Origin of the sequence: Mesorhizobium sp. KR9-304 (genome assembly GCF_040049215.1) — a bacterium.
GTDB lineage: Bacteria > Pseudomonadota > Alphaproteobacteria > Rhizobiales > Rhizobiaceae > Mesorhizobium_K.
Genome location: NZ_JBDZDN010000001.1, coordinates 2505557 through 2525142, shown reverse-complemented (window position 1 = coordinate 2525142; position 19586 = coordinate 2505557). Strand labels below are relative to the sequence as shown.

Below are 19586 nucleotides of genomic sequence, written 5' to 3'. Positions count from 1 at the left end.
GCTTTCCTTGACTTGTGCTACCGCCGCAGATTGACGACCGCGACACCTACCAAGGCAAGCGCCCCACCGACGATGCCGAGCGGGCCCGGCGCCTCGCCGAGCCAGAAGAAGCCCATGAGGGTTGCGACCGGCGGTACGCAGTAGAGATAATTCGAGGCGCGCGAGGCGGGCAGGCGGGAGAGCGCGACGGCCCAGCTCGCATAGGCGATGAGGCTCGGGACGATACCGAGATAGACCGCCGCGAACAGGCCATCGGCATCGGCGACCGCTGCCTGCGCAAGGCCCGACGGCAGGAAGGGCGACAGCGCCAAGGCGCCGACGACCATGTTCCAGGCGGAGACCGACAAGGGGTTGTGGCGGGCAAAAAGCGGCTTCTGCGCGATCGCGTTGATCGACGTGACGAAGGCGGCGCCCAAGATGAGCAGCGCGCCGGCCTCGAAGCGCAGCCCCTCGCCCTCGCCCAGCGCGATGATGCCGATGCCGGCGAAGGAAAGCAGCGTTCCGGCCCAGGCGATGAACGAAAACCGCTCGCCGAGGAAGACGGTCGCGAAAAGCGCCGTCAGGATCGGGCTGACATTGATGATGAAGCTCGCAGCACCCGCCGACACCGTGAGCTCGCCATAATTGAGCAGGCCTGTGTAGAGTGCCACGAATCCGAAACCGCCGACGCCGAAACGCCAGAGCTCGTTGAACTCGGGCAGCTTGGGCCTTGTGAGCGCAAGGTAGAGGGCGGCCGGAACCGCAGCGATGGCGAAACGCACCGCACCAAGCTCCAGCGGCCCGAAGGCCGCCAGGCCGGCGCGGATCGCCGGGAAGGCGGACGCCCAGGCGAAGATCGTGACGACGACCGCAACCGTGGCAACCGGATCGGTCCTCGGTGAAGTGGCGGGTGATGCCAAGGCGATGCTCATTTGTAAATCCTCGCAAAATCTCGGCAGAGAGAGCGCCGGTATGAGCTGATTGACAAACGAATAAATGATGGTTCTGCTGTGAACATGGATCACAGCTTGAAACCCATGCTGCCGCTCGAGACGTTGCGCGGTTTCGAGGCGGCCGCCCGGACCGGCAGCTTCAGCGCCGCTGCGGAGCACCTCAACATCACGCATGGCGCGATCAGCCGGCAGATCGCCAAGCTGGAGGGCTGGCTGGGGCTAAAGCTGTTCGAACGAGGCGCGCGGGGCGTGTCGCTGACGCCTGAGGGCCAGCGACTTTTCCTGCGCACCAACGAGGCCTTCTCGCTGATATCCGATACGACCGACCGCTGGAGCGACCCGCGCGGAGCGGCGGTGGTGCGGCTGACCTCGATCCCCTCGATCAGCGGGCTATGGCTGATGCCGCGCCTGCATGCGCTGGAGGATGGGCCGACGCGGCTGCGCATCGTGCTCGAAGTCGACAACCACCAGGCCGATCTCGCCGACGAGGGAATGGACCTGTCGATCCGCTGCGGACGCGGCAAGATTCCGGGACGGATCTCCGTGCAGCTGTTCGAGGAGTATTGCTCTCCAATTGCCTCGCCGAGGCTGGCTGCGGAAATCGGCATGGGCAAGCCTGAACGGCTGCTGAAATACCCGCTGATTCACGATTCCGATGCATCCGCCTGGCGCGCCTGGTTCGGCGCGCGCGGCATGGACTATCGCCCGCGTGCCGAGGACAGGCGCTTCGAGGACTATAACCTGGTGCTCGATGCGGCAGCACATGGGCTGGGAATTGCGCTGTCGAGGCCGCCCTTGACCGTCGATCAGCTCGCTTCGGGCCGCATCGTCACGGTTGACGAGCGCACCGCGCTGAATCCCGTTTCGTATTGGCTGGACCGACCTATCGGAAAGCCGCGCGGGGCGGCGGCGGAGCTGGCGCGCCGTATCGGCAAAGAAGCCAAGCTGCCGCCGGAGAAGATCGAAGCCTTCCTGGCAGCCGAGAAATAGCGGCTATTTCTGCTTCTTCTTGGGCTTACCGGGAATAGACGAAGAGATCACGGAAATCGGGTCGCTGGCCGGAAACGTGTCTTCGAGGCCTTCCTCGAGTTCCTCATCGCGTTCCTGCTTCGGTGACAGGTGCGGCTGCTTGCTTTGCTCGCGTTCGAGCGATTTCACCGCAGGAGATTTCTTCGCATCGTTGGGCGTTTTTGGGCTCGCCATCTCGCATCGTCCTCGCTGTCTACCTAGCAAGATAGGCAATGTGGCGGTCGATGTCAGCCCGACAGCCGTCAGGCGGCAGCATCCTGCGCTGCATCGGTGAGGAAGGTGAAGACATAATCGGAGAAGGAGCGCCAGCATTCGACACGGAAGGCATCCTCCGCCGTGCGCATGAGAACGATCTCCGCCTTGCCAAGGACGGTGCGAGAGCATGCGCCGACCGGAAACGCCACAAGCGACAAATCCTGCGGACAGCCGGCGTTGATAATGTTCGCGGCGCCGGGTCCGGTGACCGAGATCGCGACATTGCGGTGGGAAACGCCGACCGCCGAATGCAGCGCCTCGACGCCGGCGCAGGCTTTCAGCGGGTCGCTGGCGCCGTCGTCGATGACAAGCCACTCGTCCGGTCCGAGCCACAGCGCGGAGCGGCTGCCCTCCGACGCCGAGGCTTTGGGCTTCTGCGGCAGCGTTAGCCCAAGCGCCTCGGACAGCGCGGCGACGGACGCGGCGGGCGCGCGCAACGAGATTCGATGCGCGGGCGGCAGCATGGCGAGCTTTGCATTTTTCGCCGAGAATTCGCGGCCCGCCATAGCCGGGTTTCGGACGGCGGCCTGAACTGCCTTAGCCATTGAGGCGGCCTCCCTTCTCGTCGAAGAACACCGGCGAGCAGATCTCGACTTCGATGGCGCCTGTGGGCATCGGCACGAACAGCGTCTCGCCCAGACGCGACCGGCCGTCGACCACGAGACCCATGGCGATCGAGCGGCCGCAATTCTCCGACCAATAGCTCGATGTGACATGGCCGATCATCTTCATAGGAATCGGCTGTTTTGGATTGCCTACGATCTGCGCGCCCTCTTCCAGCACGGTCTTCGGGTCCTTGGTCTTCAGGCCGACGAGTTGCTTGCGCCCTGCGGCGACGAGGTCGGGCCGCATCAGGCCGCGTATGCCGACGAAATCGGTCTTCTTCTTGCCGACCGCCCAGTCGAGGCCGGCGTCGGCAGGGGTCACCGTGCCGTCCGTGTCCTGGCCGACGATGATGTATCCCTTCTCGGCGCGCAGGACGTGCATGGCCTCGGTGCCGTAGGCGCAAGCGCCGTGCTTCTGGCCTTCGGCCCACAGCGCTTCCCACACCGCCTGCCCGTAGTCGGCCGGCACATTGACCTCGAAACCGCGGTCGCCGGTGAAGGACATGCGGAAAAGCCGCGTCGGCACCCCGCAGATCTTGCCTTCACGCACCGACATATGCGGCATCGCCTCGTCGGACATGTCGATGCCTTCGACCAGCGGCTCGACGATCTCACGCGAATTCGGTCCCTGTACAGCGATGACCGCCCACTGCTCGGAGATCGAGGTCAGCCACACGTTGAGCTCAGGGAATTCGGTCTGGAGATAGTCCTCCATCATGTTCATGACGCGGGCCGCGCCCCCGGTCGTCGTCGTCACGTGGAAGCGGTCGGGGGCGAGCCGGCCGACGACGCCGTCGTCATAGATAAAACCGTCCTCGCGCAGCATGATCCCGTAACGGCAGCGGCCGGGTTCGAGCTTCTCCCATGGATTGGTGTAGAGAAGCTCCATGAACTTCGCGGCGTCCGGCCCGACCACCTCGATCTTGCCGAGCGTGGAGGCGTCGAACAGGCCGGCCGTCTTGCGAACGGTCACGCACTCGCGGTTGACGGCGGCGTGCATGTCCTCTCCGGCGCGTGGAAAGTACCAGGCGCGCTTCCACTGGCCGACATCCTCGAACACGGCGCCTTGGCGCTCGGCCCATGCGTGGGTGGCGGTGCGGCGCGTCGGATCGAACAACGGCCCGCGCGCATGGTTGACGATCGCCCCGAAGGTGACCGGCGTATAGGGCGCGCGGAAGGTGGTCAGCCCGACTTCCGGTATCTGCTTACCCAAAGCCTCGGCGGCAATCGCCAGTCCGTGCATGTTGGATGTCTTGCCCTGATCGGTCGCCATGCCGTTGGTGGTGAAGCGCTTGACGTGCTCGATCGACCGCATGCCCTCATGCACCGCCTGGCGGATGTCCTTGGCGGTGACGTCGTTCTGGAAATCGACGAAGGCCTTGACCGTGGTGTTCGGCCCCGCGCCAGGCCCTGCACCCAGCATGCCGCGCGACCAGCCCTCGCTGGCATCGACCTTGGGCCTGGCGGATTTCACCGCTTTTCCGCCTGCTTCCCTGGCCGCCTTTATCCCTGCGGCATAGGCCTCGTCGATCGAGGCCGACAAACCGTCGGTCCCGTTGCCGGCGCCGACGCAGATGCAGTCCTGCGCATATGTGCCTGGCACGAAGCGCTTGGTCTCGTAGTTGAAGGAGACCTTGCCGCGCGACTGCGAGAACAGGTGCACCGAAGGCGTCCAGCCGGCCGACATCAAAAGCGCGTCGATGCCAATGGAGCGCTCGCCGCCACCGGTCTTGGGCTGCACCACCATGTGAGTGACGCGCAGCTTGCCGCCGACGCGGACCACGGCGCGACCATCATGGATCTCGATGCCCGCGGCGCGTGCCGCGTCGATCAGCGGCCCGTGCGGGTTGTCGCGCAGATCGACGATGGCGGCGATGCCGACGCCGGCCTTCTTGAGGTCGATCGCGGCGGCATAGGCGCTGTCGTTGGCGGTGTAGACGCCGACATTGCGGCCGACCGCGACGCCATAGTGGTTGAGATAGGTGCGCGCCGCCGACGCCAGCATGACGCCGGGGCGGTCGTTGTCGGCAAACACCATCTGCCGCTCGATCGCGCCGGTGGCGAGCACAACCTTCTTCGCGCGCACCTGCCAGAGCCGCTCGCGCGGCAGGTCGCGGCCGGGATTGGCGAGATGGTCGGTGACGCGCTCGGTGAGCCCGACGAAGTTCTGTGCGTAATATCCAAATGCAGTCGTGCGCGGCAGCAGGCGGACGTTGTCCATCGCCGCGAGCTTGGCAATGCTCGATTGCGCCCACGCCCAGCCATCTTGCCCGTCGATCCTGGCGCCGCTCTCGAAGCGCAGCGCGCCGCCCAACTCGGCCTGCTCGTCGGCGAGAATAACGCGCACACCAGTCTCGGCCGCGGCAAGTGCTGCCGCGATGCCGGCGGCGCCGCCGCCCAGCACCAGCACCTCGCAATGGGCGAAGCGCGACGAATAGTGGTCGGGGTCGGGCTGGTCGGGCGCGACGCCAAGACCGGCGGCCGCGCGGATCTTCGGCTCGTAAAGGTGCTTCCACGCCGCCTTTGGCCACATGAACGTCTTGTAGTAGAAGCCGGCCGAGAAGAACGGCGAAGCGATGTCGTTGACCGCGCCGACGTCGAAGGAAAGCGATGGCCATCGGTTCTGCGAATGCGCCGTCAGCCCGTCATAGAGCTCCTGCACCGTGGCGCGGACGTTCGGCGTCTTGCGCGCGGCATCGCGCTCGACCTGGACCAGCGCGTTGGGTTCCTCCGCGCCGGCCGACAGGATGCCGCGCGGGCGATGGTATTTGAACGAACGGCCGACCAAATGGACGCCGTTGGCGAGCAGCGCCGAGGCGAGCGTGTCGCCTTGCAGGCCGCTGTAAGGCTTGCCGTCGAAGCTGAAGCGCACGGTTTTTGCGGGCGTCAGGCGGCCGGCGCCCGAAATGCGGAACGGTTCGGCCATCACGCGTCCTTCTTCTTCGCAGGCGCGCGCCGAGCGGGCTTATTCACGTCGGTCTTCTTCACGTTGAGCTGATCCGGAGGACGGTTGGCATAGGCGGCAGGATCACTCGACGCGAGCTTCGCAAGATCGGGTTTCGGCTCGCCCGCCTTGTAGACGGCGAGGAACTTGTCGGTGACGGTGTCGCGCGCGGCGTTGAAGAACCGCGCGCAGCCATGCACGTGCCGCCACCGCTCGAAGATGATCCCCTTCGGGTTCGAGCGGATGAAAAAGAACTTTTCGAAGTCGTCGTCACTGATCGAGGCGATGTCGGTCGAGCGCGCGATATGCGCCTCGCCGGCGTTGCGGAACTCGAGTTCCGGACGCTCTTCCTCGCAATAGGGGCAACGGATGAGAAGCATGTTTCCTCCGGCTCCTAGTGCGCCACGGCGGCGGCTGCCGCCTCGTCGATCAGCCGGCCGGTCTTGAACCGCTCCAGCGTGAACGGGGCGTTGATCGGATGCGGCTGGTCGTTGGCGATGGTGTGGGCAAAGACGTGGCCCGAACCCGGCGTCGCCTTGAAGCCGCCCGTGCCCCAGCCGCAGTTGACATAGAGGCCGGGCACCGGCGTCTTGGCCAGGATCGGCGAACGGTCCGGGGTCACGTCGACGATGCCGCCCCAGGAGCGCAGCATCTTCATGCGCGTGAACATGGGGAACATCTCGCAGATGGCGTCGAGCGTGTGGTTGAGGATGTGCAGGCCCCCGGTCTGCGAGTAGGAGACATACTGGTCGGTGCCGGCGCCGATGACCAGTTCGCCCTTGTCGGACTGCGAGATGTAGGCGTGCACCGTGTTCGACATGACGACGCAGGGAAACACCGGCTTGACCGGCTCCGACACGAGCGCCTGCAATGGATAACTTTCCAGCGGCATTCTCACGCCGGCCATGTCCATGATGACCGACGAATGACCGGCCGCGACGACGCCGACCTTCTTGGCTCCGATGAAGCCCTTCGTCGTCTCGACGCCGGTGACCGCGCCGTTCGCTGCGCGCTTGATTCCCTTCACCTCGCAGTTCTGGATGATGTGCACGCCGCGCGCCGACGCGCCGCGCGCATAGCCCCAGGCAACCGCATCGTGGCGGGCGGTGCCGCCGCGCCGCTGAAGGGCTGCGCCCATCACCGGATAGCGCGCGTTCTTCGAAATGTTCAGCGGCGGGCAGAATTCCTTCGCCTGCTCGGGCGTCAGGAATTCATTGTCGACGCCGTTCAGCCGGTTGGCGTGGATGTGGCGCTTCAGCACCTGGATGTCATGCACGTTGTGGGCCAGCATCATGACACCACGCGCCGAATACATGACGTTGTAGTTCAGATCCTGGGAGAGACCGTCCCAGAGCTTGAGCGCGTGATCGTAGATCGCCGCGCTCTCGTCGTAGAGATAGTTGGAGCGGATGATGGTGGTGTTGCGGCCCGTGTTGCCGCCGCCGAGCCAGCCCTTTTCCAGCACCGCGACATTGGTGATGCCATGCTGCTTGGCGAGATAGTAGGCGGTGGCGAGACCATGTCCGCCGGCGCCGACGATGATCACATCGTATTCGGCGCGCGGTTCGGGCGAGGACCATTGCTCCTCCCAGCCCTTGTGGCCGCGCATCGCTTCCCGGGCGATCGCAAATACCGAATATTTCCGCATGCTGTTTCGATAGCCTCGCTGGCAGCCTGACTCGACCGGATGCGAGGTGTACCACTAGCGAAAAGCCTGTGTCACCCTTGCGCTGATAGCGACGGCGTTTGCCGCTTTGCGCCGTCCGTCAGCGGCTGGCGCGCGCCGCCTTCATGTTCGGCAGGAAGATCGTCAGCAGGCCGAGCAGCGGCAGGAACGAGCACAGCCAGAAGACATAGTCGATGCCCCTGTAGTCGGCGAGCACGCCGAGTGCGGCAGCACCTATGCCGCCGAAGCCGAAGGCGAGCCCGAAGAATATGCCGGCGATCATGCCGACGCGGCCGGGAACGAGTTCCTGCGCGAACACCACGATCGCGGAGAATGCCGACGACAGGATGAGCCCGATCAGGATCGTGAGCACGTTTATCCAGAAAAGGTTGGCGTAGGGCAGCGCCAGCGTGAAGGGCAGCACGCCGAGGATCGAGAACCAGATCACGGTCTTGGCCCCGAAGCGGTCGCCGAACAGGCCGCCGAGCACCAGTCCCGCCGCGGATGCGCCGAGGAAGGCGAACAGCATGAGCTGCGATCCCTGCACCGAGACGCCGAACGTGTCGATGGCGTAGAATGTGTAGTAGCTCGACAGCGACGCCATGTAGATGTTTTTCGAGAAGGTGAGGATCGTCAGCACGACAAGCGCGGCCACGACCTTCCCCCTGGGCAACGCGGGGAACATCGGCGCCGGCATCTTGCGCCCGTGGCGGTCGCGCAGATGCGCCGCGTACCAGCCGCCCACCTGCCACAAAACGACGATGCCGACCAGCGAGCCGGCGGTGAACCAGGATACGCTGGTCTGGCCAAAAGGCACCACGATGAAAGCCGCGAGCAGCGGCCCGACCGCCTGGCCGAAATTGCCCCCGAGCTGAAAGATCGACTGCGCCAGGCCGAAGCGGCCGCCGGATGCGAGGCGGGCGACGCGCGACGATTCTGGATGGAAGATCGCCGAGCCGAGGCCGATCAGCATCGCGCCGAGCACCAGCACGCCGTAGCTGTGCGCATAGGCGAGAACGATGAGGCCGACGAGCGACGACGCCATGCCGACCGGCAGCGAATAGGGCAGCGGACGCCTGTCCGTATACATACCGATGAAGGGCTGCAGCAGCGATGCCGTCCCCTGGAAGGCCAGAGTCAGCAGGCCGATCTGCCAGAAGTCGAGGCGATAGCTGTCCTTCAGCAGCGGATAGATCGCGGCCAGCAGCGACTGCATGACGTCGTTGATGAAGTGGCAGAGGCTTACCGCCAGGATGACGGCAAATACGGTGCCCTCGGCGCTGGAAGGCCGTGCCTGCATGCTGGTATCGGTCACTGCTTGTCTCGGGGGATGCTTGTCTGTACGCGTCGGGATTGCAGATACGCCCGACCGCCGTCAAGTCGATGATGCAGTCGCGCTGACTTCTGGTGCCAGGATGCGTGCTTCCATGAAGCGGCGTTACGCACTCGACATCCGGCCCTGATTCTGCTATCAGCCGCCACAATTCGCGGTGGAGGCCGCCGCGGAGGCAGTTGGCTATAAGCTTCGACTTGAGCTAGCGCCTTGTTTTTGAACACGAAAGACAGGATCGCCCGTGCAGGTACTCGTCCGCGACAACAATGTTGACCAGGCGCTTCGCGCGCTCAAGAAGAAAATGCAGCGCGAAGGCATCTTCCGCGAAATGAAGATGCGCGGACATTACGAGAAGCCCTCCGAGAAGCGCGCCCGCGAAAAGGCGGAGGCCGTTCGCCGCGCTCGCAAGCTGGCTCGCAAGCGCGCCCAGCGCGAGGGCCTGCTGCCGATGACGCCGCGTCCCGTCGCTGGCGCCGCCGGCGGACCCGGTGCAGGACGTCCGGCGCGCTGACGCGCCTCCTTTTCGTCCTTTTCCGACGATACGACCATCAAGGTGGGGCGATGCGAGTCGCCGCCACCTTTCGTTTTTTCATCGCGCTCGGGGGACGCGATGCGGGGACCATAACCGGCAGCCAGGCCGCATTTAGGGAAGAAACGCAATGAATGCAGCCATTGGCGACCGCAAGCCGACGATGCGAAGCGGTACGACGATGATGGCGGCGTTGGTTGCCTGCCTCCTGGTTTCCGCTTGCCAGAGCGGCCCGACGGGCGAACTCACCACCATCGACACCGCGCAGGGCTCTGACCAGAACATCGCGTCGCTGACTGCCGTCATCGACCGCAACCCGCAGGATCCGGAAGCCTACAATGTCCGCGGCTCGGCCTATGGACGCGGCGGCAAATACCGCGAGGCGCTGAAGGATTTCGACCGGGCAATCCAGCTCAAGCCGAACTTCTATCAAGCCTATTCGAACCGCGCGCTGATTCAGCGCTTTCTCGGCGATCAGGCGGCGGCGCTCGCGGACTACAACAAGGCCATCCAGCTGAACCCGAACTATGACGCGGCCTATATCGGCCGCGGCAACCTTTACCGGAAGGCCGGCCGCGTCACCGAGGCTTTCAACGATTTCCAGAAGGCGATCCAGCTCGACACGACCGACGCGCGCGCCTACCACAATCGCGGCCTGATCTATCAGAGCCAAGGCCAGCACGCCTTTGCAATCGAGGATTTCTCGACCTCGATCTCGCTGTCGCCCAACGCGCCGGAGCCATATAACGGCCGCGGCCTCTCCTATCTGGCGACGAACGACGAGGACAACGCCTTCGCCGACTTCAACACGGCGATCAAGCTAGATGGAAGAATTGCCGAGAGCTGGGCCAATCAGGCGCTCATCTACGAGCGGCGCGGCGACAAGGCGAAGGCCGCGAAGTCCTATCAGCAGGCGGTGCGGCTCGACCCGAACTACAAGCCAGCGGTGGACGGACTGGCGCGTACGAAAGCGACCTGAGTTCTTCGCCTGTCAATTTCACGCAAACCTTTGGATGACCTCGATGATCACGAAAATCACCAGCCTCCTTGCCGCCTTGCTCGGCGCGGCTCTTCTCGTATCTCCCGCCGGCGCAGGCGACGTGAAGCTTGGTCTTCTCACCTGCGAGATCGACGGCGGGACCGCCATGATCATCGCTTCCAACAAGGGGCTCTCCTGCACCTTCAAGTCCTCCCGCGGCGGCGGCAGGGAGTATTATACCGGCTTCATCTCCAAGTTCGGCGTCGACCTCGGCGTGACGCATCAGGGTTCGCTGCAATGGGCCGTTCTTGCGGTCAGCCGCGACTATGAGGACGGCCAGCTTGCCGGCGACTATCTCGGTGTCAACGCCGAGGCGAGCATCGTCGCAGGCGGCGGCGCCAACCTTTTGGTCGGTGGTTTCCAGCGGTCTTTCACGCTTCAGCCGCTGAGCGTCCAGGCGCAGACCGGCGTCAACCTCGCTCTTGCCGTGACCTCGATGAAGCTGATCCACTCGCTGAAATAGCGGTCGGCCCGGCCGCGCAGCCGGCCGAGACGGCCAGGCGCGTGGGAACCTTGGAGCCACGTCGACAGTTGTCGGCGAAAGCTTCCAGGAGGTCCGACATGAAATATCTGCTTATCGCTGCTGCATCCACGGCGTTGCTTGCCGCCATCCCTGCGGCCAATTCCCAGACCAAGGGCATGGAACTGGGTGTTCTCGACTGCAAAGTCGAGGGTGGCGCCGGTTTCATCATCGGCTCCACCAAGGACGTTCTGTGCACCTACAGGCCGGCCGACAAGAACCTTGGTTCGGAAAACTACCACGGCACGATCAACAAGATCGGGTTGGACATTGGTGTGACCGGCCAGACCCTCATCACCTGGGCAGTGATTGCGCCGAACGCCGACCTTTACGCTCCGGGCGCGCTGGCAGGAGACTATGTCGGCGCGAGTGCCGAAGCTTCCGCGGCGATCGGCGCCGGCGCGAACGTCCTGGTCGGCGGCTCGAACCGTACCTTCTCGCTGCAGCCGTTGAGCGTGCAGGCGCAGACCGGCGTCAACCTGGCCATCGGCATCGCCGAACTCAAGCTGCGGTCGGCTGCCGGCTGACGTCCATTGAACCGGGCGGAAGCCTGATCAACCGCAGCGGCGCCAACGCATGTCGTCGTTGCCGGCTGCGCCAAAGCATCACGGGTCAGTGTTGGTCGGGAGGCTCCAGCTCGCGGCGGAGGTCGATGGCGTCGCGCAGCGCCTCGATATGGCTGCGTGGAGGGACGGTTGCCGCGCCCACCTCGACGCCCTTGGCCGCAAGCGACCAGTAGAGCGTATGCGTGAACACGCGGCCGAGCCTGCCCTCCAGTTGCACCCGGACATTTTCGACGCCTTCACCGAAATTCTCCGCCATGGCGCCGGAGATCGGGTCGCCGGTCGAGAGCAGGTTGCCGAGGTCGTAGAGGTTGGTCCAGCGGGTGGCCGCGAAACAGGCGCCGTGGTGCAGCGCATACTGCTGGACCCCGCTTTTCGGGTTTCGCCCCTGCTCGTAGAGAAGCCGCCGTTTCGTGTTCTGGTCCGACAGCGGCGGGCAAAGGGCGAACAGCCGCTCCATCGCACCGCGGCGCCAGTCCCGCATATTGTGTGTGACGAGGAACTCGGCATGCGTCAGCGGGCTCCCGAGGGTGACGAAATCACTGATCTTCCAGCCCTTGCCCGGCAGTGCGTCGGGGTTGCGGATCTCCTGGTGGAGCCTCCACTGAGCCTCGCGTAGCTTTTCAAGGCTGCCGCCGGCGAGCCCGGCCGAAGCCTCCTCGCCGGGCAGGACCGCAAACTTCTCCACCGCGTGAATGGCCCGGAAGATCGCGCGATGGGCCTTCCACTCGATGTTCGCCGGACGGCGCTCGGCCCAGAGTATCTGCAGCAGATCGTAGGCGACGATGGAGCCGAGGCTGTGACCGACGAGAACGATCCGGTCATAGCGCCGGTCGTCTGCAAGCGCCGTCAGCAGCTTGAGCCCCCGCTCCCGCACCTCCGCACGCTGTGCGACCGTGGTCGGTGTCGCCTGCACGTAGGTCGCAACGTCACCGAAGTAGGGCACGACGAACCGGTCGAGAAACCAGAACAGCACGCCGCCGACAGCCGTGATGAGGGCGGCCAGCATCGGGTTGTAAAGTGCACTGAGGGCTACGAGAAGCGCTACGATCGCAAACAGCGCGGTGATGACGGCAGTTGCACGGTAGAGGAGCCGGGCATCCGGGGGAATCTCGCCCGGCTTGCGCCAGAGCAGTTCCAACACCCAGGCAACGAGCCGCGAGCGGGTCGTAGCCCGGGTTACATCGGCCCAGTAGAGTTCGTAGAAGTCGGTGCCGATGCCGCCGACATAGGGCGTGGTGATGCGGCGCAGTTCATGCGAGCCGGCGCGTTTGTCCGGCGTGATCCACGTCTTGTTGGCGTTCGCGTGCCCGGCTTTCTCCCTGATTTCGGGGTCCTGCGTCCATACCGCCTCGACGAAGCCGCGCAGCGTCGACATCGGGCGCTGCTCGCCCATGCCGTGGACGACGACGACGGCCTGTTTTCTGCGCGCCTCGCGGCTCTGCCCGGCTTTGCCGCCGGCGGCGGGATTCCGTTCTCCGGCACCGTTCCTGCCAGCCGCGTCGCTCATCGGTCGGCTCGCTCCATTGACGTGGCGGAAGTCTATGCCAGTGCGCGCCAATGAAAAAGCCCCGGCGGTCATACAGGAGCGCGCACCGCATGTGCATCCCGCACAGATCGGGATTGGAAGGGGAGCGGTGATCTCTCGGGCGTCTTCCTGCCCGCTCAGTGATCCATGGCCTTGACTATCTCTTCGGTCATATTCTTGGCACCGTCGAGCAGCGTCATGGTGCCTTCCTGGTAGAAGGGGGTGTTGTCGGCGACTCTGCTCAGTCGAAATCCTTGATCATGACCCGGGCATAGTCGCGAAAGCCGAAGCGGCCATAGGCATCTACGGCGACATCGTTCCCGGACAGCACGGTGAGTTTCAGCCGCCTCATGCCGGCCTCGCGGGTCAGCCGCTCTGCCTCAGCAAGCAAGGCCTGGCCGATGCCCTGGCCGCGGTGGGCCTCGGAAATCACGATGTCCTGAACGCTGCCGTGGCGCCTGACCGCTTCGGCCATATAAGCTTCCTCGTCACAGGCGGCCCAGACCAGCAAGCCGACGACCGAGCCCGCGATTTCGGCGACGAGCGCCACTGCACCCTGTCCGACAGCCTGGATCATGTCCTCGACGCAGAATTCCGCGCCCCCGCGATCGGTGCGGCGGTCGCCGGTGATCGCGAATTCGTGCCGGTTGAGCTGCAGAAAGAGTTCGACCGCAGCCTCGCGATCGGTTGCCTCGAACGGCCGGATTGTGGGCGTCATGATAGCCTCCATAGCCGCGTGATCGCCCCTCAAACAGCAAGCCCGGCGCGGGGCCGGGCTTTCCCTCGTCTCAATCGAACTATGCGATCAATGATCCATCGCCTTGACGATTTCCTCGGTCATCTTCTTGGCGTCGCCGAGCAGCATCATGGTGCCGTCCTTGTAGAACAGCGTATTGTCGATGCCAGCATAGCCCGAACCGAGCGAGCGTTTGACGAAGAGACAGGTGCGCGCCTTGTCGACGTCGAGGATCGGCATGCCGTAGATGGGTGAGCTCTTGTCATCCCGCGCCGACGGATTGGTGACGTCGTTGGCGCCGATGACATAGGCGACGTCGGCCTGCGCGAATTCCGAGTTGATGTCCTCGAGTTCGAACACCTCGTCATAAGGCACGTTGGCTTCGGCCAAGAGCACGTTCATGTGGCCGGGCATGCGGCCGGCCACCGGATGGATGGCGTATTTCACCTCGACGCCGTGCGCCTTCAGCTTGTCGGCCATTTCGCGCAACGCGTGCTGCGCCTGCGCGACCGCCATGCCGTAGCCCGGCACGATAATGACCTTCTGCGCGTTCATCATCAGATAGGCCGCATCGTCGGCCGAGCCCTGCTTGACCGTGCGCTGGACGCCGTCGTCGACCGCCGCCGCCGTCTCGCCGCCGAAGCCGCCAAGGATGACCGAGATGAAGCTCCGGTTCATGCCCTTGCACATGATGTAGCTTAGGATCGCGCCCGACGAGCCGACCAGCGCGCCAGTGATGATCAGCGCCAGGTTGCCGAGCGTGAATCCGAGCGCGGCCGCCGCCCAGCCAGAGTAGGAGTTGAGCATCGACACGACGACCGGCATGTCCGCACCGCCGATCGGCACGATCAGCAGGATGCCAAGCGCCAGCGAAACCGCCACGATCAGCCAGAACATAGTGAAGCTCTCGGTCGTGACCAGAAGCACGATCAGCACGACGAGCGCGATGCCGAGCGCCGCGTTGATGACATGACGGCCCGGCAGCATGATCGGCTTGCCCGACATGCGGCCGTCAAGCTTCAGGAAGGCGATGACCGAGCCCGTGAAGGTGATCGCGCCGATGGCGACACCAAGGCTCATCTCGATCAGAGCCTGGCTGTGAATGTCTGAGACCGTGCCTATGCCGAAGCTTTCCGGCGCATACATGGCGGCTGCCGCCACCATGACTGCGGCAAGGCCGACGAGGCTGTGGAACGCGGCGACAAGCTGCGGCATCGAAGTCATGGCAATGCGCCGCGCGGTCACGGCGCCGACCGAGCCGCCGATGACAAGCCCGAGCACGATCAGCCCGAAGCCCGTCGCGGTCGGGGTGGCGAGCGCCAGCGTCGTGGCGATGGCGATGCCCATGCCGACCATGCCGTAGAGATTGCCCTGTCGGCTGGTTGTCGGATGCGACAGGCCGCGCAGCGCCATGATGAACAGCACGCCGGACACGAGATAGAGGAAAGAGGCGACGTTGGCGTTCACGTCACTTCTCCTTCTTCTTGTACATCGCCAGCATGCGCTGGGTGACCAGGAAGCCGCCGAAGATGTTGACCGACACGAGCACCAGCGCGACGAAGCCGAAGCCAGTGGCGAGCCCCGAGGCCGAGATGCCGACCGCCAGCAGCGCGCCGACCACGATGACCGAGGAGATGGCGTTGGTGACGGCCATCAGCGGCGTGTGCAGCGCCGGCGTCACCGACCAGACGACGTAATAGCCGACGAAGATTGCCAGGACGAAGATGGCGAAACGGAAGACGAAGGGGTCGATGACCCCGCCGGAAGCCGCATGCACGGCGTCGGCGATTCCGCCGGCGCCGCCAGGCGAATCGGCCATTTCCTGCACGCCGAGACGAATGGCGGCTGCCGCCTGTTCGAGCTGGTCGAGAGCCTTTTCAAGGGCGGTCTGTTCCATCACACGCTCCCCTTCGCCGTTCCAGGCTTCTTTGGCCCCGACTTCTTGGCCGGCTTTTCCGGCGCGGCTTCAGCTTCGGCCACCAGCGTCGTCGCGGGGATCGCAGCGGGCTCGACGACAGGTGCTCCCAGCGCCACTGCCTTGGCAAACGCCGGATGCACGACGCGGCCAGCGTCGGTCAGCATGGTCGCCTTGACCAGTTCGTCATCGCGATTGATCGCCAGAACTTTCGTGGTCTTGTCGACCATCGTCTCCAGAAAGGCGTAGAGGTTCTTGGCGTAGAGCAGCGAGGCGCTTGCCGCGACGCGGCCGGGTACGTTGAGATGGCCGACGATCTTCACGCCGTTCGCCGTCGTCACCACCTTGCCGGCTTGCGCGCCCTCGACATTGCCGCCGCGCTCCACCGCAAGGTCGACCAGCACCGAGCCGGGCTTCATCGAGGCCACCATGGCAGCCGACACCAGCTTCGGCGCCGGACGACCGGGGATCAGCGCGGTCGTGATGACGATATCCTGCTTGGCTATGTGCTCGGCCGTCAGCGCCGCCTGCTTGGCCTGATATTCTTTCGACATCTCCTTGGCGTAGCCGCCGGCGGTCTCGGCCGCCTTGAACTCCTCGTCCTCGACCGCCAGGAATTTCGCGCCGAGCGAGGCGACCTGCTCCTTGGCCGCCGGGCGCACGTCGGTGGCGGTAACCACCGCGCCCATGCGCCGCGCCGTGGCGATCGCTTGCAGGCCGGCGACGCCGACGCCCATGATGAACACTTTGGCTGCCGGCACCGTGCCTGCCGCCGTCATCATCATCGGCAGCGCGCGGTCGTATTCGGCCGCCGCGTCGATCACCGCCTGGTAGCCCGCGAGGTTCGCCTGCGAGGACAGCACGTCCATCACCTGCGCTCGGCTGATGCGCGGCATGAATTCCATCGCGAAGGCCGTTACCCCTGCCCGCGCCATCGCAGCCACGGCGGCATCGTTGCCATAAGGGTCCATCGTCGCGATGACCGCTGCGCCGCTCTTGTAGCCCTTCAGCTCGGCCTCGGTCGGACGCCTGACCTTGAGCACCAGATCGGCGCGACCGGCATCGGACGCCTTGCCGATCGCAGCCCCTGCCTTGGCGAACTCGTCGTCGGTGATGCGCGACCCCAGGCCCGCGCCGGCCTCGACGATAATTTCGAAGCCGAGCCCAACAAGCCGTTTCACCGTGTCCGGCGAAGCGCCGACGCGCGGCTCTCCCGCTTCAATCTCTTTCGGTACGAAGACTGTCTGTCCCACCGCGGATCCTTTCGGCCGGAACCTTACCCAACGTTAAGCCGCGGCCAAAGCTCGCCCGCGGGATGTTTGGAAACCTGGTCTCTAGCGCAGGATGAACCAGCCTACCGCGCAGATCAGGATGAGGAGGATCGTCGAGGAGAAGAAACCGGCGGTGGTGAAGAAGCCGAAAGCCATGGCCGCCAGCAACGCTCCGCAGAACAGCGAGCCGTATTTCGCGAGCGTTATGAAGCCCGCATAGGTCTTTTCATGCTCGGGGTAGTCCATCTGCGCGCCCGTTTCGACGGGTCCGGTCGGCGAGTGGTCGGCCATGTAGATCCCTCCGGATAGCTCTTCAGCGCACATATCGAAAAGCCGCGCCAAGGGCAATGGCAGGATTGCCACTGGGGCTGCGACAAGTGTGTTAATCTGGAAAGCTAAGCCAGCCAGCGCTTGCGTCGCTTGTAGTGCTTGACATCCCTGAACGATTTTCGCCCATCGCCGGCGATGCCGAGATAGAATTCCTTGACGTCCTCGTTCTCGCGCAGCGCGCTGGCCTCGCCGTCGAGCACGACGCGGCCCGATTCTAGGATGTATCCGTATTTGGCGAAGCGAAGCGCGATGTTGGTGTTCTGCTCGGCAAGCAGGAAGGAGACGCCCTGCTCCCGGTTGAGCTTTTCCACGATGCCGAAGATTTCCTCCACCAGTTGCGGCGCAAGGCCCATCGACGGTTCGTCGAGCAGGATCATTTTCGGCTTCGACATCAGCGCGCGGCCGATCGCCGTCATCTGCTGTTCGCCGCCAGAGGTATAGCCGGCCTGGCTCGACCGCCTGATCTTCAGCCGCGGGAAATAGTCGTAGACGAGCTCTAGCTCGCGGCGGATGGCCGCCTTACCGTCGCGCCGGGTGAAGGCGCCCGCAACCAGATTGTCCTCGACCGAGAGATGGCCGAAGCAGCGGCGCCCCTCCATGACCTGGATGCATCCGCGCCTGACCAGATCGTCGGGAGACCGCGCCTGCACCTCTTGCCCGTCGAAGATGATCGAACCTTTGGTCACCTCCCCCCGCTCGGTGCGCAGAAGGTTGGATATGGCTTTCAGCGTCGTGGTCTTGCCCGCGCCGTTGGCTCCCAGCAGGGCGGTGATGCCGCCATGCGGCACGGTCAGCGACACGCCCTTGAGCACGAGGATGACGTGGTCGTAGATCACCTCGATGTTGTTCACCGAGAGGATGGAAGTTGGGTTTGGAGAAGGGTTCGTCATACGGGCTCCAGCGTGGACGACCCCTTCTCCCCGTTCACGGGGAGAAGGTGGCCCGAAGGGCCGGATGAGGGGCAGACGCCACCTTGCGACGTTCGTACCACCCCTCACCTGCCTGCCGGCTCTCCTCTCCCCCGCAAGCGGCGAGAGGAGAGCCTTCATCACATCTTGCACTCTTCGTTGATCGGCCACGGCGCGTTGGCCTCGGCGTATTTTTTGGCTTCGGCCTGGACCAGGGGGGCGATCTCCGCCTGGTCCGCCTGCAGGAGGTCCGAAACCTTGACGAACTTCGCGCCGTCCCATTCGAGCATCCATGCGCCGGCGTGGCCGGTGTGGTTATCGCACGAGGTCTGGAAGGGAGCGACCATGCCCGTCATGCCGATCTGGTCGAGCTTGGCCTCGTCGATCTTCAGGTTCTCGAAGCCCCAGCGCAGCTGCTCGGCGTTCACCATCTTGGTGCCGAACTGCTCCTGCGCGGCCCGTATCGCCTCGACGGAGAACATGGAGATGAGCACGCCGCGCTGGTAGAAGACCCAGTCGAACTCGCCTTCGCCGATCTCGGTCTTCTTCGGGTCGAGCACGTATTTCTTGATGTCCTGCATGGCCGGCGAATCGGACACCGGCACGCTCCAGGAGATCGACCGGTAGCCCTTGCCGGCCTCGCCGACGCTCTTCATGTCGCCGTCATGGCCCGACCACCAGATGCCGATGAATTTCTCCATCGGGAACTTGGTCTTCGCCGCCTCGGTCAGCGCGCCGGCATTCATCGCGCCCCAGCCCCACATCAGCACGAAGTCGGGATTCTCGCGGCGAATCTGCAGCCATTGCGCCGACTGGTTCTGCATCTCCTTCACGCCAACCGGGATCGGCAGGAAGGTGAAGCCGTGCTTGCCGGCGAGCGACTGGATGAGCGGGATGGGTTCCTTGCCGTAGGGCGCGTCGAGATGCAGGAGCACGATCTTCTTGCCCTTCAGGCTGTCGAGATTGCCGTCTGAAATGTGCCGGAGGATCATGGAGGCGCCGTCCCAATAGGAAGCCGGCGGATTGAATGCCCATTTGAACACTTTGCCGTCCGCCATCGGCGAGAAGCCGTAGCCGGGCGCAAGGATCGGGATCTTGTCGACATTCGATTTCGGCAGGACCTGCAGCGTGATGCCGGTCGACCACGGCTGCGTGACGATGCCGGTCGCCTTGGTCTTCTCGTAGCATTCGACGCCCTTTTCGGTCGAATAGCCGGTCTCGCACTCCTCGTAGCCGAGCTTGACGCCGTTCACGCCGCCATCGCGCTCGTTGATCATCATCATATAGTCGCGCTGGCCGTTCATCAGCGGGATGCCGGTCGCCGCGAATGGCCCAGTCCGGTAGGACAGATTGGGCAGGCTGAGGGTATCCTCGGCCAAGGCCGGGGCAACTCCGACGGCGCCGACGGATAACGCTGCTGCAAGCGCCAGGCCGGTCATCTTGTTCTTCATGTCATTTCCTCCACTTGTCGTTTCAGGATTCG

Annotated in this window: 20 protein-coding genes; 5 read left to right on the top strand and 15 right to left on the bottom strand. The window is 64.6% G+C overall.

The genetic code is table 11. The annotated features are described in order from the left end of the window. Positions 1-17: 17 nt before the first annotated feature. Complete coding sequence (locus ABLE71_RS12055; RefSeq protein ID WP_348783569.1) at positions 18-911, bottom strand: DMT family transporter; 894 nt, start codon at positions 909-911, stop codon at positions 18-20. Positions 912-1016: 105 nt separating this feature from the next. Between ABLE71_RS12055 and ABLE71_RS12050 the strand changes: the two genes are divergently transcribed. Then, positions 1017-1922: a LysR family transcriptional regulator gene (locus ABLE71_RS12050; RefSeq protein ID WP_348783727.1), complete on the top strand. Its 906-nt coding sequence runs from the start codon at positions 1017-1019 to the stop codon at positions 1920-1922. Positions 1923-1925: 3 nt separating this feature from the next. Here the strand turns inward: ABLE71_RS12050 and ABLE71_RS12045 are convergent, their stop codons facing one another. The 6 genes from ABLE71_RS12045 to ABLE71_RS12020 all read right to left on the bottom strand — a co-directional run bounded on the left by ABLE71_RS12045 (position 1926) and on the right by ABLE71_RS12020 (position 8731). Next, positions 1926-2135: a hypothetical protein gene (locus ABLE71_RS12045; RefSeq protein ID WP_348783568.1), complete on the bottom strand. Its 210-nt coding sequence runs from the start codon at positions 2133-2135 to the stop codon at positions 1926-1928. Between the two features lie 68 nt (positions 2136-2203). Further along, positions 2204-2761 (bottom strand): sarcosine oxidase subunit gamma, encoded by a 558-nt coding sequence (locus tag ABLE71_RS12040; protein WP_348783567.1) that lies wholly within the window; start codon positions 2759-2761, stop codon positions 2204-2206. Then, positions 2754-5747 (bottom strand): sarcosine oxidase subunit alpha, encoded by a 2994-nt coding sequence (locus ABLE71_RS12035; RefSeq protein ID WP_348783566.1) that lies wholly within the window; start codon positions 5745-5747, stop codon positions 2754-2756. Before ABLE71_RS12035 ends, ABLE71_RS12040 begins: the two co-directional genes overlap by 8 nt. After that, the gene (locus ABLE71_RS12030; protein WP_348783565.1) at positions 5747-6145 is read right to left on the bottom strand and encodes a sarcosine oxidase subunit delta; all 399 of its coding nucleotides are present in this window, start codon (positions 6143-6145) and stop codon (positions 5747-5749) included. The genes ABLE71_RS12035 and ABLE71_RS12030 overlap by 1 nt, the downstream gene beginning before the upstream one ends. Positions 6146-6159: 14 nt before the next feature. After that, the gene (locus tag ABLE71_RS12025; RefSeq protein WP_348783564.1) at positions 6160-7413 is read right to left on the bottom strand and encodes a sarcosine oxidase subunit beta; all 1254 of its coding nucleotides are present in this window, start codon (positions 7411-7413) and stop codon (positions 6160-6162) included. A 118-nt stretch (positions 7414-7531) separates the two neighbouring features. Further along, complete coding sequence (locus tag ABLE71_RS12020) at positions 7532-8731, bottom strand: MFS transporter (RefSeq protein ID WP_348783726.1); 1200 nt, start codon at positions 8729-8731, stop codon at positions 7532-7534. Positions 8732-9005: 274 nt separating this feature from the next. Between ABLE71_RS12020 and rpsU the strand changes: the two genes are divergently transcribed. The 4 genes from rpsU (at position 9006) to ABLE71_RS12000 (ending at position 11379) form a co-directional block, all read left to right on the top strand. After that, positions 9006-9275, top strand: a complete 270-nt coding sequence (gene rpsU / locus ABLE71_RS12015; protein WP_348783563.1) for a 30S ribosomal protein S21 — start codon at positions 9006-9008, stop codon at positions 9273-9275. 148 nt (positions 9276-9423) lie between these two features. Then, positions 9424-10272 carry a tetratricopeptide repeat protein gene (locus ABLE71_RS12010; RefSeq protein WP_348783562.1) on the top strand — a complete coding sequence of 283 codons (849 nt, stop codon included), beginning with the start codon at positions 9424-9426 and terminating at the stop codon, positions 10270-10272. Between the two features lie 43 nt (positions 10273-10315). Next, positions 10316-10795 (top strand): DUF992 domain-containing protein, encoded by a 480-nt coding sequence (locus ABLE71_RS12005; protein WP_348783561.1) that lies wholly within the window; start codon positions 10316-10318, stop codon positions 10793-10795. Between the two features lie 98 nt (positions 10796-10893). Further along, positions 10894-11379: a DUF992 domain-containing protein gene (locus tag ABLE71_RS12000; RefSeq protein WP_348783560.1), complete on the top strand. Its 486-nt coding sequence runs from the start codon at positions 10894-10896 to the stop codon at positions 11377-11379. Positions 11380-11464: 85 nt separating this feature from the next. On the opposite strand, the gene ABLE71_RS11995 is transcribed toward ABLE71_RS12000, so the two are convergent. The 8 genes from ABLE71_RS11995 to ABLE71_RS11960 all read right to left on the bottom strand — a co-directional run bounded on the left by ABLE71_RS11995 (position 11465) and on the right by ABLE71_RS11960 (position 19554). Then, positions 11465-12925 carry a hypothetical protein gene (locus ABLE71_RS11995; protein ID WP_348783559.1) on the bottom strand — a complete coding sequence of 487 codons (1461 nt, stop codon included), beginning with the start codon at positions 12923-12925 and terminating at the stop codon, positions 11465-11467. 259 nt (positions 12926-13184) lie between these two features. After that, a complete protein-coding gene (locus ABLE71_RS11990; RefSeq protein WP_348783558.1) occupies positions 13185-13661 on the bottom strand; it encodes a GNAT family N-acetyltransferase in 477 nt (158 codons plus the stop codon). 87 nt (positions 13662-13748) lie between these two features. After that, positions 13749-15146, bottom strand: a complete 1398-nt coding sequence (locus ABLE71_RS11985; protein WP_348783557.1) for an NAD(P)(+) transhydrogenase (Re/Si-specific) subunit beta — start codon at positions 15144-15146, stop codon at positions 13749-13751. A gap of 1 nt (position 15147) precedes the next feature. Further along, positions 15148-15576: an NAD(P) transhydrogenase subunit alpha gene (locus ABLE71_RS11980; RefSeq protein ID WP_348783556.1), complete on the bottom strand. Its 429-nt coding sequence runs from the start codon at positions 15574-15576 to the stop codon at positions 15148-15150. After that, positions 15576-16847: a Re/Si-specific NAD(P)(+) transhydrogenase subunit alpha gene (locus tag ABLE71_RS11975; protein ID WP_348783555.1), complete on the bottom strand. Its 1272-nt coding sequence runs from the start codon at positions 16845-16847 to the stop codon at positions 15576-15578. The genes ABLE71_RS11980 and ABLE71_RS11975 overlap by 1 nt, the downstream gene beginning before the upstream one ends. 81 nt (positions 16848-16928) lie before the next feature. Further along, positions 16929-17156 carry an aa3-type cytochrome c oxidase subunit IV gene (locus ABLE71_RS11970; protein ID WP_348783554.1) on the bottom strand — a complete coding sequence of 76 codons (228 nt, stop codon included), beginning with the start codon at positions 17154-17156 and terminating at the stop codon, positions 16929-16931. A gap of 104 nt (positions 17157-17260) precedes the next feature. Further along, positions 17261-18085 (bottom strand): ABC transporter ATP-binding protein, encoded by an 825-nt coding sequence (locus ABLE71_RS11965; RefSeq protein ID WP_348783553.1) that lies wholly within the window; start codon positions 18083-18085, stop codon positions 17261-17263. Between the two features lie 158 nt (positions 18086-18243). Next, positions 18244-19554: an ABC transporter substrate-binding protein gene (locus ABLE71_RS11960; protein ID WP_348783552.1), complete on the bottom strand. Its 1311-nt coding sequence runs from the start codon at positions 19552-19554 to the stop codon at positions 18244-18246. Between the last annotated feature and the right edge of the window lie 32 nt (positions 19555-19586).